Source organism: Isoptericola sp. NPDC056618 (assembly GCF_042792715.1).
In the GTDB taxonomy this organism is placed as follows: Bacteria; Actinomycetota; Actinomycetes; order Actinomycetales; family Cellulomonadaceae; genus Isoptericola; species Isoptericola nanjingensis.
Map to the genome: position 1 here is coordinate 25,452 of NZ_JBHTVZ010000021.1, position 15,165 is coordinate 40,616.

General features: G+C 74.3%; 14 protein-coding genes. 5 read left to right on the forward strand and 9 right to left on the reverse strand.

What is annotated here, in order from left to right; translation table 11 throughout:
- Positions 1-53: 53 nt before the first annotated feature.
- Positions 54-1,067: a LacI family DNA-binding transcriptional regulator gene (locus tag ACFQ8T_RS19045; protein ID WP_429765103.1), complete on the reverse strand. Its 1,014-nt coding sequence runs from the start codon at positions 1,065-1,067 to the stop codon at positions 54-56.
- A gap of 187 nt (positions 1,068-1,254) precedes the next feature.
- Here ACFQ8T_RS19045 and ACFQ8T_RS19050 point away from each other — a divergent pair, with 187 nt between their 5' ends.
- A complete protein-coding gene (locus ACFQ8T_RS19050) occupies positions 1,255-1,962 on the forward strand; it encodes a GntR family transcriptional regulator (RefSeq protein ID WP_430548051.1) in 708 nt (235 codons plus the stop codon).
- A gap of 31 nt (positions 1,963-1,993) precedes the next feature.
- Here the strand turns inward: ACFQ8T_RS19050 and ACFQ8T_RS19055 are convergent, their stop codons facing one another.
- The 6 genes from ACFQ8T_RS19055 to ACFQ8T_RS19080 all read right to left on the reverse strand — a co-directional run bounded on the left by ACFQ8T_RS19055 (position 1,994) and on the right by ACFQ8T_RS19080 (position 8,475).
- Complete coding sequence (locus ACFQ8T_RS19055; protein WP_430548052.1) at positions 1,994-3,355, reverse strand: MFS transporter; 1,362 nt, start codon at positions 3,353-3,355, stop codon at positions 1,994-1,996.
- A 100-nt stretch (positions 3,356-3,455) separates the two neighbouring features.
- Positions 3,456-4,415, reverse strand: coding sequence for a 3-hydroxyacyl-CoA dehydrogenase family protein (locus tag ACFQ8T_RS19060; protein WP_430548053.1), 960 nt, complete (start codon positions 4,413-4,415; stop codon positions 3,456-3,458).
- Positions 4,416-4,450: 35 nt separating this feature from the next.
- A complete protein-coding gene (locus tag ACFQ8T_RS19065; RefSeq protein WP_430548054.1) occupies positions 4,451-5,203 on the reverse strand; it encodes a triose-phosphate isomerase family protein in 753 nt (250 codons plus the stop codon).
- Positions 5,200-5,742, reverse strand: coding sequence for a ribose-5-phosphate isomerase (locus ACFQ8T_RS19070; RefSeq protein WP_430548055.1), 543 nt, complete (start codon positions 5,740-5,742; stop codon positions 5,200-5,202). Before ACFQ8T_RS19070 ends, ACFQ8T_RS19065 begins: the two co-directional genes overlap by 4 nt.
- Positions 5,739-7,481, reverse strand: a complete 1,743-nt coding sequence (locus ACFQ8T_RS19075; protein WP_430548056.1) for a dihydroxyacetone kinase family protein — start codon at positions 7,479-7,481, stop codon at positions 5,739-5,741. Before ACFQ8T_RS19075 ends, ACFQ8T_RS19070 begins: the two co-directional genes overlap by 4 nt.
- A gap of 64 nt (positions 7,482-7,545) precedes the next feature.
- Complete coding sequence (locus ACFQ8T_RS19080; RefSeq protein WP_430548057.1) at positions 7,546-8,475, reverse strand: sugar phosphate isomerase/epimerase family protein; 930 nt, start codon at positions 8,473-8,475, stop codon at positions 7,546-7,548.
- Between the two features lie 246 nt (positions 8,476-8,721).
- On the opposite strand from ACFQ8T_RS19080, the gene ACFQ8T_RS19085 reads away from it, so the two are divergent.
- The 4 genes from ACFQ8T_RS19085 to ACFQ8T_RS19100 all read left to right on the forward strand — a co-directional run bounded on the left by ACFQ8T_RS19085 (position 8,722) and on the right by ACFQ8T_RS19100 (position 12,727).
- Entirely contained in the window at positions 8,722-9,858 is a 1,137-nt protein-coding gene (locus ACFQ8T_RS19085) for a Gfo/Idh/MocA family protein (RefSeq protein ID WP_430548098.1), read from the forward strand.
- Positions 9,859-9,929: 71 nt separating this feature from the next.
- The gene (locus tag ACFQ8T_RS19090; protein ID WP_430548099.1) at positions 9,930-11,123 is read left to right on the forward strand and encodes a dihydrodipicolinate synthase family protein; all 1,194 of its coding nucleotides are present in this window, start codon (positions 9,930-9,932) and stop codon (positions 11,121-11,123) included.
- Positions 11,120-12,046 carry a sugar phosphate isomerase/epimerase family protein gene (locus ACFQ8T_RS19095; RefSeq protein WP_430548058.1) on the forward strand — a complete coding sequence of 309 codons (927 nt, stop codon included), beginning with the start codon at positions 11,120-11,122 and terminating at the stop codon, positions 12,044-12,046. The genes ACFQ8T_RS19090 and ACFQ8T_RS19095 overlap by 4 nt, the downstream gene beginning before the upstream one ends.
- 249 nt (positions 12,047-12,295) lie before the next feature.
- A complete protein-coding gene (locus ACFQ8T_RS19100) occupies positions 12,296-12,727 on the forward strand; it encodes a hypothetical protein (RefSeq protein WP_430548059.1) in 432 nt (143 codons plus the stop codon).
- Positions 12,728-12,734: 7 nt separating this feature from the next.
- On the opposite strand, the gene ACFQ8T_RS19105 is transcribed toward ACFQ8T_RS19100, so the two are convergent.
- Positions 12,735-13,991: a glycosyl hydrolase gene (locus tag ACFQ8T_RS19105; RefSeq protein WP_430548060.1), complete on the reverse strand. Its 1,257-nt coding sequence runs from the start codon at positions 13,989-13,991 to the stop codon at positions 12,735-12,737.
- Positions 13,992-14,052: 61 nt separating this feature from the next.
- A complete protein-coding gene (locus tag ACFQ8T_RS19110) occupies positions 14,053-15,042 on the reverse strand; it encodes a LacI family DNA-binding transcriptional regulator (protein WP_430548061.1) in 990 nt (329 codons plus the stop codon).
- Between the last annotated feature and the right edge of the window lie 123 nt (positions 15,043-15,165).

The following is a 15,165-nucleotide window of genomic DNA, read 5'->3' on the forward strand; positions in this document are numbered from 1 at the left end:
CGCCGCGCCACGGTATTTCCCCGTGCCGTCACCGCCGCAGGAGCGCCGTCCCGTCAGCGCGTCGAGTCGCGCAGCTGCACCTCGAAGTCGACCTCGGTGACGGCGCCGGGCGCGGCGTCGCCGACGGCGGCCCGGACGGCGAGGCTGCCCATCTCCTCCAGCGGGATGCGCACGGTCGACAGCGCCGGCGCGTGGTCGCGCAGGGTCGGGACGTCGTCGAACCCGGCGACGCGCACGTCGCGCGGCACCTCGACCCCCAGCTCGCGGAGGCGGGCGATGAGCCCGATCGCCATGACGTCGGTGACGGCGAAGACCGTCAGCGGCTTCTCGGCCGCGCGCTCGCGCACGAGCTCGGCGACGTCGTCGCCGGCCGCGTACCCGCCGTCGCGGGAGAACTCGGTGACCAGCACCTCCGCGACGTCACCGCCGCCCGCACGGGCGGCGGCGGTGAACGCGTCGGTCCGCTCGCGCGACGTCACGACGCGTGCCGGCCCGCCGAGCACGACGAACCGCCGCTGCCCCTGCGCCAGCAGCGCCTCCGCGAGGGCGCGGGCGCCGGTCGCGTTGGGCGGGCGCACCACGGAGCCGTCGCCCACCGGCTGGCCGACGATGACGGACCGGCCGCCCGCGGCGACGAAGGCGTCGAGCTCGGCCGCGAGCGCGGCGTCGTCGTCGGGGGTCCACCGGGTGCCGGCCACGACGACGGCGTCCACGCGCTGGGCGGCGAACGCGGCCACGGCCTCCCGCTCGGCCACGGGGTCGCGGCCGGTCGACGCGAGCAGCACGAGCCGCCCGCTGGCCCGCGCCGCGGCCTGCGCGCCGGCGGCGATCGAGGAGAAGTAGGGGTCGGAGATGTCCTGCACGACCAGCCCGAGCAGCCCCGACCGGGCGCGCGCCAGGGCCTGCGCCTGCGCGTTCACGACGTAGCCCAGGTCGGCGGCCGCGGCCTTGACCCGCGCGACCAGCTCGGCCCCGGGCTGCCGCGCCGAGCCGTTGAGCACCCGCGACGCCGTCGCGAGGGAGACCCCCGCACGGTCGGCGACGTCCTGCAGCCTCGCTCGGGCCACGAGCACACCTCCATCTCCGGGGCGGCCGGTACCCGCCCGACGCGGGCACTCCGGACGTGCTCGCCGGTGCACAGCCTATCGGCGGCCGGAAAACGTCTTCCGTCGACCCCCCGCGACCCGGTTGAGGCGGTCGCCCGGGATGCGGCGCCGCCAGGGCCCCCGAGGCCCGCACCGATAGAATCGGCCCGTGCCCAGGACCAGCAGCTCGACCGCGCGCCCCGTCCCGCGGCGGGCGCTCGCCGACCACGTGTTCGACGAGCTGCTCTCGTGGCTCATGGACGGCACCCTGACGGCGGGCAGCAGCCTCAACATCGACGGCATCGCCCGCGACCTCGACGTCTCGCCGACCCCCGTGCGCGAGGCGCTCGCCCGGCTCGAGGCGACCGGCATGGTGCGGCGGGTCGCCCTGCGCGGCTACTTCGTCACCCCGGCGCCGACCACCAAGGAGCTGACGGACCTCATGGACGCCCGGCTCGCCGTCGAGCCGGCGAACGCGTACTACGCGTGCGAGCGCGGCGACGAGGAGTTCCTGGCCGGGCTCGAGGAGGCCGTCGCGGAGCTCGAGAGCTCGCCCAACGGCCCCACCTACCAGGAGTTCCGCGACTACTGGGAGGCCGACGAGCGCTTCCACGCCCTGGTCGCCCAGGCGGCGGACAACTCCTACCTGCAGGCCGCCTTCGCCGCCCTCGGCGGGCTCGCGCAGCGCTTCCGGCAGTTCTCGGGCAAGGGCGTCACCGACAAGGCCGTGGCGGTCGAGGAGCACCGGGCGATCCTCGACGCCATGCGGTCGGGGGTGCCCGAGCGGGCGCAGGAGCTCATGCGCCGGCACATCGAGGGCGTCCGCGCGCGGTCCTTGTCGGAACGCGACGAGCCGGCACCCCCGCCGAGCGCGTAGCCCTGCGGGAGTGCCGGCTCCCGGCGGCGGGTCAGACCCGCGCGGCACCCCGGCCCTCGGTGCCCGGCACGTCGGCGCCGGGCTCGACGGCGTCGGGCTCGACGGCGTCGCCCGCCCGCTGCATCCGCACGACGGCGCGTCGTGCGACGAACGTCCCGACCGCGCCGAGCAGCAGCACCACCATGAGGAAGTACATGCCGGCCTCGGTGGTCCCGGTCGCCTGGGTGAAGAGGCCCACGACGTACGGCCCGATGAAGCCGCCGAGGTTGCCGAACGAGTTGATCGCGGCGATCGCCACCGCCGCCGTGGCACCGGCGAGCACGCCGCTCGGCAGGGACCAGAAGACGCCCGCGATGGAGTACACGCAGAACGCCGCGAGGGACAGGGCGGCGAGCTGCAGCACCGGCGACGCGACGGCGGCGCTCGCGCCCATGCCGATCGCGGACCCGACGAACAGGCAGGCGAGCGGCACCCAGTTGTCCCGGAAGTGCCGGGCCGCCCAGCGCGACGTCACCAGCACGCCCACGAGCGCGAACAGGTACGGGACGTCGGTGAGGATCCCGGTCTGCAGGGTGGAGGTGGAGAACTGGTTCACCACCTGGGGCAGCCAGAACGACAGCCCGTACACGCCCACGGTCGAGGGGAAGAACAGCAGGGCGAAGACCAGCACCCGCTTGTCGATCAGCGTGCGCAGCGGGTTCTTCCCGTCCTCCTGCTTGCGCTCCGCCTTGTCCTTCTCGAGCTCGTGCTCGATCCAGTCGGCCTCGTCCTTCGTCAGCCACTTCGCGACGCGCGGCGCCTCCGGCAGGAACTTCCAGGTCGGGATCGCCATGAGCACGGCGGCCACGCCCACGACGAGGAACAGCCACTGCCAGCCGGACATGCCGAGGCCCGACACCCCGAGGAGCCAGCCCGCCAGCGGCGACATGATGATGAAGGCGAGCGGCGCCGAGATCACGAAGGTGCCCGTCGCCTTCGTGCGGTGCCGGTGCGGGAACCAGGTGGTGAGGTAGAAGATCACGCCGGGGTAGAACCCGGCCTCCGCGACGCCGAGGAGGAACCGCAGCACGTAGAAGCTGATCGGCCCCTGCGTGAGGGCCATCGCGGCGGTGATGAGGCCCCAGGTGACGAGGATGCGCACGAACCACATCCGCGGCCCGTACTTCTGCATCAGCACGTTGCTCGGCACCTCGAACAGGAAGTACGCGATGAAGAACAGCCCGGCGCCGAGGCCGAACGCCGCGTCACCGATGCCGACGTCCGCGCCCATGCTGAGCTGCGCGAACCCGACGGCGGAGCGGTCGATGTAGGCCACCGTGTAGAGGGCCACCAGCAGCGGCAGCAGCCGCATCGTGACCTTCCGGACGAGGGCGGGCTCGTTGACCTGTGTCACGTTCGAGGACTCCTGTGTCTCGTGCGGGGGCACGGCTCGACGACGAGCCGTGCACGGGGGCGCGGCGCGACCCGGTCGGGGGTCGCGCCGCGTGGAGCGGTCAGGCCGGCGAGGGCCCGAGCGAGCGGACGAGCCGGCCCATCTCGCTGTACGCCTTGTTGCGGTGCGCGACGAGCGCCTTGACCTGCTCGGGCGTGTAGTCCTTGAGCAGGCCCTTGCCGTTCTTCACGCCGCGCCGGTCGGCGGCGACGGCGTCCTGGACGAGCACGGGCGTGCTGAGCCGCTCGCCGAACGCCTCCTCGAACGTCCGGAAGCCGCCGGCGTACACGTCGAGGCCGGCCTGGTCGGCGATGGCGAACGGGCCGAAGAAGCCCAGGCGGAAGCCGAAGGTCGTGCGGACGATCGTGTCGATGTCCTCGGGGGACGCGATGCCCTCCTCGGCGATCGACATCGCCTCCTTGAGCAGCACGTACTGCAGGCGGTTGAGGACGAAGCCGGGCACGTCGGCGACGATCGCCGCCTCCCGGTCGGCCTTCGCGAGCAGCTCCTTGACGACGGGGACGACGGCCTCGTCGGTGCGCTCCCCCAGCACGAGCTCGACGCCGGGGATGAACGGGGCGGGGTTGGAGAAGTGCACGGTGAGGAACCGCTCGGGGTTCTTCACCGCCGTGGCGAGCACGCGGGCCGGGATGGTCGAGGTGTTCGAGCCGATGATCGCGTCCTCGCGCGCCGCGGCCGAGATGCGGCCCAGCACGTCGTGCTTGACCTCGACCGACTCGAACACGACCTCCTCGACGAAGTCGACGTCCGCGACCGCGTCCTCGATCGACGGGGCGGTTCGCAGGTTCGCGCGGATCGTCGCCGTCGCGCCGGCGTCGTACAGGCCGGCGTCCTCGAACTCCTGCGCCTCCGCGAGCAGGCGCGCGAACGCGGCCTCCGTCGCCTCGGCGGAGACGTCGGCGATCGTGACGGGCAGGCCCGCGAGCGCGAGCGACTGCGCGATGCCGCCTCCCATGTAGCCGGCACCGATCACGGCGACGCTGCTGATGCTGGTGACCATCGTTGCTTCCTCTCTCGTGGTCCAGTCTGTGGCGGTCACGGCCGGGCGGCCGAATCCGCAGGTCGCGCGGCCGCGGCCTCGTCGAGCACGTCGCGCAGGGCGGCGACGTCGTGGGCGAAGCGCCCGAGGAACACGCCGTCGACGGCGCCCGCGAGGGCGGTGAGCGTGCCCGGGCCGGCAGCCCCGCCGTAGAGCACGCGGCCGTCGACGCCCAGCGTGTCGAGCCGCTCGCGCAGCGCGTGCGCGACCGTCACGACGTGCTCGGCGGGCGCCGGCCGCGGGGCGCCGATCGCCCAGACGGGCTCGTACCCCACGACCACCTCGCGCGGGGCGGAGCCCCGCAGCGCGCTCTCGAGCTGCGCGGTCGCGACCTCGGCCGCCTCCCGCGCGGAGACCTGCTCGCGCTCCCCCACGCACAGCAGCGGGGTGACGTCCGCCTCGGCGAGGCGCGCGACCTTGGCCCGCACGACGTCGTCGTCCTCGTGGAACGTCGCGCGCCGCTCGGCATGGCCGACGACGGCGAGCGCGCAGCCCAGCTCGGCGAGCAGGGCCGCCGTGACCTCGCCGGTCTGGGCGCCGTGGGCGGCCGGGGCCACGTCCTGCGCGCCCCAGGCCACCCCCGTCCCCCCGAGCAGCCGCGCGGCCGCGGGCAGCAGGGGGAAGGCGGGCAGCACGGCGAGGTCCACGTCGCCCGCAGGGGCGGCGTCGCGGACCGCGGCGAGCCAGCGCTCGGTGTCCGCGGCCCCGAGGTACGCCTTGAGCGAGACGGCGACGAGCGGGCGGGTCATCCGCAGGACCCGGCGGGCTCGGCGACCGCCCCTGTGCCCGCGCCGGCCTCGACCTCGCCGATCGCCGCGACCTTGGGCGCGGACGCCGAGGTGGGGTCGAACCGGTAGCCCAGCCACTCGCGCAGCAGGCGGCGGGCGAGCTCGATGCCCACGACGCGCTGGCCGAAGCACAGCACCTGGGCGTCGTTGGAGAGCACCGCCCGCTCGACCGAGAACGAGTCGTGGGCGGTGACGGCGCGGACGCCGGGCACCTTGTTGGCGGCGATCGCGACGCCGAGGCCGGTGCCGCACACGAGGAGCGCGCGGTCGGCCTTCCCCTCGGCGACGAGGCGCGCGGCCGCCGCGCCCACGTAGGGGTACGGGGTGTGCTCGTCGCCCCCGACGCCGACGTCGGTCACGGACGCCACCCGGTCGTCGGCCTCGAGGTCGGCCTTGAGCAGCTCCTTGTAGTCGAACCCGGCGTCGTCCGAGCCGATCACGAGCCGCAGCGCGGTCGTCTCCCGTGCCGTTCCCTGTGTCGTCTCCTGCGTCGTGGTCATCGTGCAGCCACCTCCACGTCGTCCGTGCTGACGCCGAGCGCGTCCCCGACCTCCGCGAGGAGGAGCGCGAGCGACGTCGCCCCCGGGTCGGCGACCCCGAGGCTCTTGTCCCCCAGCACGCGCGAGCGACCGCGGCGTGCCGTGATGTCCTTGGTGCGGGCCGCGCCGTCCCGACCGGCGCGCACAGCGGCCCGCCAGGCGTCGGGTGCCGCCGCACCGTTCCCGTGCGCCGCGGCCAGGGCCTCGACGGCGGGGTCGAGGGCGTCGACGAGCGTCTTGTCCCCCGCCCGTGCCCCGCCCACCGCGCAGACCTCGTCGCGCGCGGCGCGCACGCCGTCGGCGACGTGGGCGCCCGTCAGCGCCTCGTCGGCGGGCAGCCGGTCGGCGAGGGCGAGCAGGCCGACGCCCCACAGAGCACCCGACGTGCCGCCCGCGCGGTCGGCCCAGCGGTCCGCGGCGCGCCGCAGCACGGACGGGGCGTCCGCCCCGGCGGCGAGCGCCTCGTCGGCTGCCGCGACCGCGGCGTCGACACCACGGCACATGCCGCGCCCGTGGTCGCCGTCGCCGGCGATCGCGTCGAGCGCGCCGAGCTCGTCCTCCGCGTCGTGCAGCACCTGCTGCGCGCGGTGCAGCGCGCGCACCACGAGGCGGGCCGCCTCGGCGCCCTCGGCCGACGCCGCGACGACGAGCGGCGGTTCCGGCTCCGTGACGACGTCGGGCGCGGCCGCGACCGGGGCCGCGCGCCAGCCCCCGTGCCGGAACGCGGGCGTCGTGGCGGGCGCGAGCCACAGCGGCTCGAGCTCGTCGTCGAGCCACGCCACGGTGAGCGAGCAGCCCGCCATGTCGAGGCTCGTGACGTACTCCCCGACGAGCGGCGCCACCAGCGTCACGCCGCGCTCCGTCAGCAGGTCGTGCACCCGGTCCCAGAGCACGAAGAGCTCCTCGTACTTGACGGTGCCGAGCCCGTTGAGGACGACGGCGACGCGGCCGTCGGCGTCGGCGGGCCGGTCCGCGAGCACGCGGTCGACGAGCTCGGCGGCCAGGTCCGCGGCGGGCGGCACCGCCTCCTCGCCGATGCCGGGCTCGCCGTGGATCCCGAGGCCCCAGCCGGCCGTCCCCTCCGGCAGGCTGAACAGCGGGGCGTCGGCACCGGGCAGCGTGCAGCCGTCGAAGGCGACGCCGAAGGAGCGGGTGCGCTCGTTGGCCAGGCCCGCGAGGCGGTCGACCTCGGCCAGGTCCGCGCCGGACTCCGCCGCCGCGCCCGCGACCTTGAAGACCACGAGGTCGCCCGCGACGCCGCGCCGCTCCTCGGCGCGGTCGGCGGGGGCGGAGGCGACGTCGTCGGTGACGAGGCGCACGGCCACGTCGACGCCCTGCGCCCGCAGCCGGCTCGCCGCGGCGCCGAAGTTGAGGACGTCCCCGGCGTAGTTGCCGAAGGACAGCCAGATGCCCGCCCCGGCGTCCGCGGCCCGGCACACGTCGAGCACCTGTCGCGTGGACGGGGAGGCGAAGACCTCGCCGCACACCGCGGCGTCGGCCACGCCCTCCCCCACGAGCCCGGCGAACGCCGGGTAGTGGCCGGAGCCGCCGCCGACGACGACGGCGACCTTGCCGGGGCGCGTGCCCTCGGCGCGCGCGACGCCGCCGGGCACGCGGCGCAGGACGCCGGGGTGGGCCTTGACGAGGCCGCTGAGCGCCTCGCGGGCGAAGTCCTCGGGACGGTTGTGGACGTACGTCATGGGGGCAGCACCTTTGCTCGTGCGGTGACGGGATGGGGCGGCGCGGGGCGCCGGAGGGGCCTGCTCAGCGCCCCGCGGAGCGCAGCACGCCGCGGATGTACTCGCGGTTGAGCGCCGCGACGCCGAGGCTGTCCGACCCGTAGTGCTCGCAGACGAACACGCCCTCGAAGCCGAGCTCGAGCGCCTGCCGGATCATCACGCGGTAGTTGACGACGCCCTGCACCAGCGGGGTCGGGTGGGTCGCGTACGCGCCCGTCGCCAGGTCCACGTCGCGCGTGTAGTTCTTGATGTGCCAGAAGTTCGTGTGCGGCAGCACCTTCGCGAACATCGTCGGGATGTCCTCGATCTCGCGGTGCAGCCGCACGAGGTTGCCGAGGTCGGGGTTGAGGCCCACGTTGTCGCGGTCGACGTCCTCGAGGAAGCGCACGGCCAGGTCCGGCGTGCCGATGTAGGTGTCCTCGTACATCTCGAGGCTGACCTGCACGCCCACCTCGGCCGCGTGGTCGGCGAGCTCGCGGATGCGCCGCACGGCCAGGTCGCGGTTCTCGGCGTCGGCGAGGTCGTCGCGGTGCCCCTCCGCCAGCCAGAACCAGAGCGCCTTCTCCTGCGCCGGCGTGAGCGCCTGCATGAAGCCGAAGTTCACGACCTCGGCGCCGAGCGCCGGTGCGCGGTCGATGATCGTGTGCCCGAAGCGCAGGTACTCCTCGCCGCGGGCGGCGTCGACCACGCTCCGGCGCGTCGTCGACACGGACGGGACGGCGAGGCCGACCTCCTTGAGGACGACGAGCAGCTCGGCGAACCGGGCGTCCGTCATCTCCCCGATCGACAGCCACGCGTCGGTGGGGTCGACGTCCGCGAACCCCAGGTCGGCGACCTGCTGGAGCTGCCCGCGCCAGGACTCGGCGGGGGCGTCGACGTTGGGGGTGCCGTCGGCCGCGGTGGAGCCGAAGGACAGCATGTTGGCGGCGATGGGCCAGGTGTCCGCAGTGCGCAAGGAGATCTCCGTCGATCGTGGAATCGTGTTTCCTATAGGAAACACGGAGGGCTCCGGAGTGTCAACCGGCCCGGGTCTTCACCCGCCGCGGAGCGAGCCGCTCCGGGCTCCTGCTTGACGGGCGGCGGCGGCAGCGCCTAACTTGATGGAAAGCGCATTCCGCCATCGCGTCGCAGCCCCCGCCGAGACGCACCGACGAAGGAGTCCCGAGTGAGCACCACACCCACGCGCACGCTGCGCATCGCGATGAACGGCGTCACGGGCCGCATGGGCTACCGCCAGCACCTCGTGCGCTCGATCCTGCCGATCCGCGATCAGGGCGGCGTCGAGCTGCCCGACGGCTCGCGCGTGCAGGTGGAGCCCGTCCTCGTGGGCCGCAACGAGTCCAAGCTCGCCGAGCTGGCCGCGAAGCACGGCGTCACGGAGTACACGACCGACCTCGACGGGATCGTCGCCGACCCGGCCACGGACATCGTGTTCGACGCCTCGATGACGTCGCTGCGCGCCAAGACCCTCACCAAGGCGATGCAGGCCGGCAAGCACGTCTACACGGAGAAGCCGACCGCCGAGACGCTGGCCGAGGCCGTCGAGCTCGCCCGCCTGCGCGAGGAGACCGGCGTCACCGCCGGCGTCGTGCACGACAAGCTGTACCTGCCGGGCCTGGTCAAGCTGCGCCGTCTCGTGGACGAGGGCTTCTTCGGCCGCATCCTGTCGCTGCGCGGCGAGTTCGGCTACTGGGTGTTCGAGGGCGAGCACCAGGCCGCCCAGCGCCCGTCGTGGAACTACCGCAAGGAGGACGGCGGCGGCATGACCACGGACATGTTCTGCCACTGGAACTACGTCCTCGAGGGCATCCTCGGCGCGGTCAGGACCGTCAACGCGCAGACCACCACCCACATCCCCACCCGCTGGGACGAGCAGGGCAAGGAGTACGCCGCCACCGCCGACGACGCCGCGTACGGCATCTTCGAGATCGAGACGCCGGGCGGCGACCCGGTCGTGGCGCAGATCAACTCCTCCTGGGCGGTGCGCGTGTACCGCGACGAGCTCGTGGAGTTCCAGGTCGACGGCACCCACGGCTCCGCCGTGGCGGGCCTGCGCAAGTGCGTCGCTCAGCAGCGCGCCCACACCCCCAAGCCCGTGTGGAACCCGGACCTGCCCGTCACGGAGCCCTTCCGCGACCAGTGGCTCGAGGTGCCCGCGAACGCCGACCTCGACAACGGCTTCAAGCTGCAGTGGGAGGAGTTCCTGCGCGACGTCGTCGCCGGCCGCCCGCACCGCTTCGACCTGCTGTCCGCCGCGCGCGGCGTGCAGCTCGCCGAGCTGGGGCTGCAGTCGTCGGCCGAGGGCCGCCGCCTCGACGTCCCGGAGATCACGCTGTGACGCCCCCGGCTCGGCTCGCCCCGGCCCTCGACCCCGCGCTCGCCCCCGAGCTGGCGCCCAGCGGCGTCACCGTGCGCCTCCCCCGGTTCGACGCCGCGGGACGCGCCACCGGCACCGAGGTGCGCGAGCTCAACGCGCCGGGCCCGTGGCACGCCCCGGCCGCGCCGATCACGTCGCGCGTCGCGTTCGCGGCCGCGCACGTCGTGCCGCAGGTCGGCGCCGAGAACGTGCCGGGCGCGCCCGCCGTCGTCGACTGGGACGCGACGCTCGCCTACCGGCACGAGATCTGGCGGTTCGGGCTCGGCGTCGCCGACGCCATGGACACGGCCCAGCGCGGGATGGGCCTGGACTGGGCCGCGACGCAGGAGCTGGTGCGCCGGTCGTCGGCCGAGGCCGCGTCCGTCGGAGCGCGCATCGCGTGCGGCGCGGGCACCGACCAGCTCGACCCCGCGTCGGTCGAGCCCGGCGAGGCGGGCCTCGCCGCGGTGATCGACGCCTACCGCGAGCAGGTGCACGTGGTGCAGGACGCCGGGGCGCAGGTCATCGTCATGGCCTCGCGCGCGCTGGCGAAGGTCGCCCGCTCCCCCGAGGACTACGCCCGCGTCTACGACGCCGTGCTGGCCGAGGCCGACAAGCCCGTCGTCCTGCACTGGCTGGGCACGATGTTCGACCCGGCCCTGGCGGGCTACTGGGGGTCCGACGACGTCGCGTCCGCGACCGCCACGTTCCTCGACCTCATCAAGGCCCACCAGGACCGGGTCGACGGCGTCAAGGTGTCGCTGCTCGACGCGCAGCACGAGATCGGGCTGCGCCGGGCGCTGGCTGGTCTCGACGGCTCGCCCGTGCGTCTGTACACGGGCGACGACTTCAACTACCCCGAGCTGATCGCGGGCGACGAGCAGGGGCACTCCGACGCCCTGCTCGGCATCTTCGCCGCGATCTACCCGGCCGCGTCCACGGCCCTCCAGGCGTTCGACGCCGGAGAGGGCGCGCGTGGGCACGCGATCCTCGCCTCGACCGAGAAGCTGGGCCGGCACATCTTCGCGGCGCCGACCTACTACTACAAGACAGGCGTGGCGTTCCTGTCGTGGCTGAACGGCTTCCAGTCCGGCTTCCAGCTCGTGGGCGGCCTCCAGTCCGGCCGCTCGCTGGCGCACCTCGTGGAGCTGGCCCGTCTCGCCGACGGCTGCGGCATGCTGCTCGACCCGGCCCTGGCCGCCCGCCGTCTGGACGCCCTGCTGGTGACGAACGGGGTGTCCGCATGAGCCTGTCGGGCACGGAGCCCACCGGGGCGGGCCTCGCGTCCGACACCGACCTGAGCCGCTGCTCCCTCAACACCGCGACCGTCAAGCACGCCACGCTCGCGGAGGCGGTCGACGCCGCGGCCGCGGCCGGGCTCGGCGCGGTCGGCCTGTGGCGCCACCAGGTGCAGGAGCACGGCGCGGAGAAGGCGGCACGCATCGTGTCGGACGCCGGCCTGCGCGTCTCGTCGCTGTGCCGCGGCGGGTTCCTCACGGCCGCGGACGAGGCGGGCATCGCCGCCGCGCTCGACGACAACAAGCGCGCCATCGAGGAGACGGCGGGCGTCGGCACCCGCGAGCTGGTGTTCGTCGTCGGCGGCCTGCCCGCCCTCAGCAAGCCCGGTCGGGGCCCGCGGCCCGACGCCGGGCCGGGCGACCGCGACGTCGTCGCCGCCCGCGCCCGCGTGGCCGACCGGATCGCCGAGCTCGCGCCGTTCGCGGCCGAGCACGACGTCCGGATCGTGCTCGAGGCGCTGCACCCGATGTTCGCCGCCGACCGCGCGGTGATCTCCACCCTGGGGCAGGCGCTCGACCTCGCGGCGCCGTTCGCGCCGGAGACCGTGGGCGTCGTCGTCGACACGTACCACGTGTGGTGGGACCCGCAGCTGCGCGGGTCGATCGCGCGCGCCGGGGCGGAGGGGCGGATCGCGGGCTACCAGGTCTGCGACTGGAACCTGCCGCTCGCCGCCGACCCGCTCAACTCGCGCGGCCACGTGGGCGACGGGTACGTCGACTTCCCGACGATCTCGCGCTGGGTCGCCGAGGCGGGCTACGCCGGGGACGTCGAGACCGAGATCTTCAACGAGGAGATCTGGGCCGACGACCCCCGCGACACCGCCCGCACGGTCGGCGAGCGGTACGCGCGGCACGTGCTGCCGCACCTCTAGGGCCGACCGCCCTCCAGCACACCGGGCCTTGACACCCCGGTGCGGGTCTGTCGCCGACGCCGGCCCGCCGCACGACGCCCCGTCGCCTCCCCGGACGGCGGGGCGTCGTCGTGCGCGGGCCCGTGTCCCGCACCGGTCCCGCACCCGTCCGTACTGATCAGGAACGGAGAAGCGCGGCGGGGAGGTGTCTCCCTAGCCTGGTTCTCAGCGGCGCACGACGGCGCCGCCCCACCCACCGGGAGGAACGTCATGGCCACGTCCGAGGGTCTGAGCGCCGACGAGCGCGCGGCAGTGAAGCAGCGCGCCAAGGAGCTGCGCGAGCAGGAGAAGGCCGGCAAGAACCGTGCCGCGGGCGAGAAGGCGGTGCGCGAGGCGATCGAGCCACTCGAGGGCACCGACCGGGCCATCGCCGAGGGGCTGTACCGGGTCACCTCCGAGGTCGCGCCCCACCTCGTGCCCAAGACCTACTACGGCATGCCCGGCTTCGCGGACGCCGCCGGCAAGATGGTCGTCTTCGTGCAGCCCGCCGCGAAGTTCAAGACCCGCTACGCGACCGTCGGCTTCGACCCCGCGGCGCACCTCGACGACGGCGACTTCTGGCCGACCGCCTTCGCGGTGCTGGCCTGGACCCCAGCGTTCGAGGAGAAGCTCACCGCCCTGGTGCGCAGGGCGGCGGGCTGAGCCGGCGTCAGGCCGGCCGTGCCTCGGCGCGCGCGAGCTCGGTGATCCCTCGCGCCTCCAGCGCCGCCGGGTCGGCCGCGGTCGCGCTCGTCACGACGGTGACGTCCGTGCCCCGCTCACGCAGCTCGTGCCACAGCTCGAAGACGGCGCCGCCCGGCCCGAGCGAGGGCCGCGAGCGCGGGAGGTCGTCGTCGTCGACGTCGACCACGACGCCGACGGTGCGGGGCTGCGCGAGCGCCAGCGCTCCCCGCCGGGCGTCCGCGACGACCTCGGCGAACCGGCGGCCGAGCGGCTTGACCCGGTTCTCGGTGTCGAGCAGGCCGAGCGAGTACTCGAGGTCCTTGTAGTCGGCGAGGTCGCGCGTGACGTCGTGCGAGCACCACCAGGTGACGGCGAACAGCTCGCTCGAGGTGAGGGCCGCCTCGATGGTGCGCGAGCAGAACTCGGGCATCTCGGCCTCGGCGAGGTTCATCGACGGGGCGCCGACCTCCTGGAGCCACACCTGGCGCCGCGGATCCGTCGCGAAGGCCTTCGACAGCTCGATCATCCACTCCGCGTGGCGCACGGACTGCGGCGAGAGGGCGCCGTAGGTCGCGGCCGTGCCGTTGAAGATCCAGGAGTGCACGGTCGTCATGTCGCCGAGGCGCGCCGCGTGCTCGGGCAGGAACGAGTGGTCGTCCCAGTACCAGAGGTGGTCGTTCTCGCTGTGCACGACGACGTGGCGCGGGTCGCGGTCGCGGGGCGCGTCGAGCAGCGAGGTGAGCCAGTGGGTGACCTCGTCCGTGGTCGCCGGCATCGCCGCGGGGTTCGGCTCCAGGAACTGGTTGAGCTCGTTCCCGAGGGTGAGGCCCAGGAAGTTCGGGCGGTCCCGCACGGCGTCGTAGACGGCGGCCACGAGGGCGGCCTGGGCGTCGACCGCGCCATGGTCGGCGAACATGTTGCCGTCGTGCCAGTTCACGAGCCAAGCAGGGACGAAGTCGAAGCCTGACATGTGCCCCTGGATGACGTCGACCGCGACGTCGAGCCCGAACTCCGCGGCGACGTCGGTGACGAGCGCGACGTCGTCGAGGGCGCGCCGGCGGACCAGCGTGCGGTTCGGCTGCAGCACGGGCCACAGCGGGAAGACGCGGACGTGGTCGGCGCCGAGCCCGGCGATCGCCTCGAAGTCGGCGCGGACGACGTCGGGGTCGACGGCCATCCACTGGAACATCCAGTCGCGGGACGGGGTGTAGTTGACGCCGAAGCGCGGCACGGTCGAAGTCAAGGTGCTTCCTCGCTGTGTCTCGGTGGGGCGGGTCTCGGTGGGTCTCGGTGGTGCTGGGTGGCTACCGGGGTGCGGGCGCCGTCGAGTCGCGCACGACCAGACGGCGGCCGCTGACGGTCCGGGACTCGGCGGCCTCGCCGCGCACGAGTCGTTCGAGCAGCGCGACCGCGGTGCGCGCGCTCTCCTCGACGGGGGCGTCGAGAGCGGTGAGCCGCGGCCGCACGAGGGAGGACACCCAGGAGTCCTCCCAGGCCACGACGGACAGCTGGTCCGGCACCCGGACGCCGACCTCCGGCGCGTGCGCGACGATCTGGGCCGCGATCGACTCGCTGTCGACGACGATCGCGGTGGCGGCACCGAGGCGGCCGAGCAGCTCGGCGACCGGGTCGTCGGCCTCCGGGTCCCAGGCGTGGAAGGTGGCCTCGACCCCCAGCTCGGCGGCCGCACCCGCGAAGCGTCGGTCGCGGGTCCCCGTGTGCGCGAGGCCCGGGGCGTCGGTGACGCGGGCGACGCTGCGGTGGCCGAGTCCGGCGAGGTGGCTGAGGACGGTGGTGAACGCCGTCTCGTCCTGCACGGTGACGGACGCGACCCCGTCCCCGACCGGCGCACCGAGCAGCGCCGCCGGGGCGCCGAGCTGCTTGACGAGGGCCAGACGCGGGTCGTCGTCCCGCACGTCCACGAGCAGGAACGCGTCGACCCGCTGCTCCGCCCACCACTGCCGGTAGACCCGCTCCTCCTCGTCGGCCTGCACCAGGGTCAGCGAGAGCGACCACCCGATGTCCGCGAGCGGCTCCGTGAGCCCGGCGAGGAGGCGCATGAAGAACGGGTCGCGGCCGAAGGTGTCCCGCGACCGGGCGATGACGAGCCCGAGGCTGCGGCCGCCCTGCCCCGAGACCTTGCGGCTCGCGTAGTTCGGCCGCCAGTTGAGCTCGTCCGCCGCCGCACGGATCCGGGCCGCGGTCGCCTCGGAGACGTTGGGCCGCCCGTTGAAGGCGTGCGACACGGCGGAGGGCGAGACGCCGGCGCGCCGGGCGACGTCCGCGATCGTCACGCGTTTCGGGCTCGTTGCAGTCATGGTGCGTCCGAGAGTAGGGGGTTGACCCTCGCATGTAAAGCGGTATACGTTGCACGCCACTTGATGTGTACCGCTTTACAACGAGCGGTGTCGGAGGAC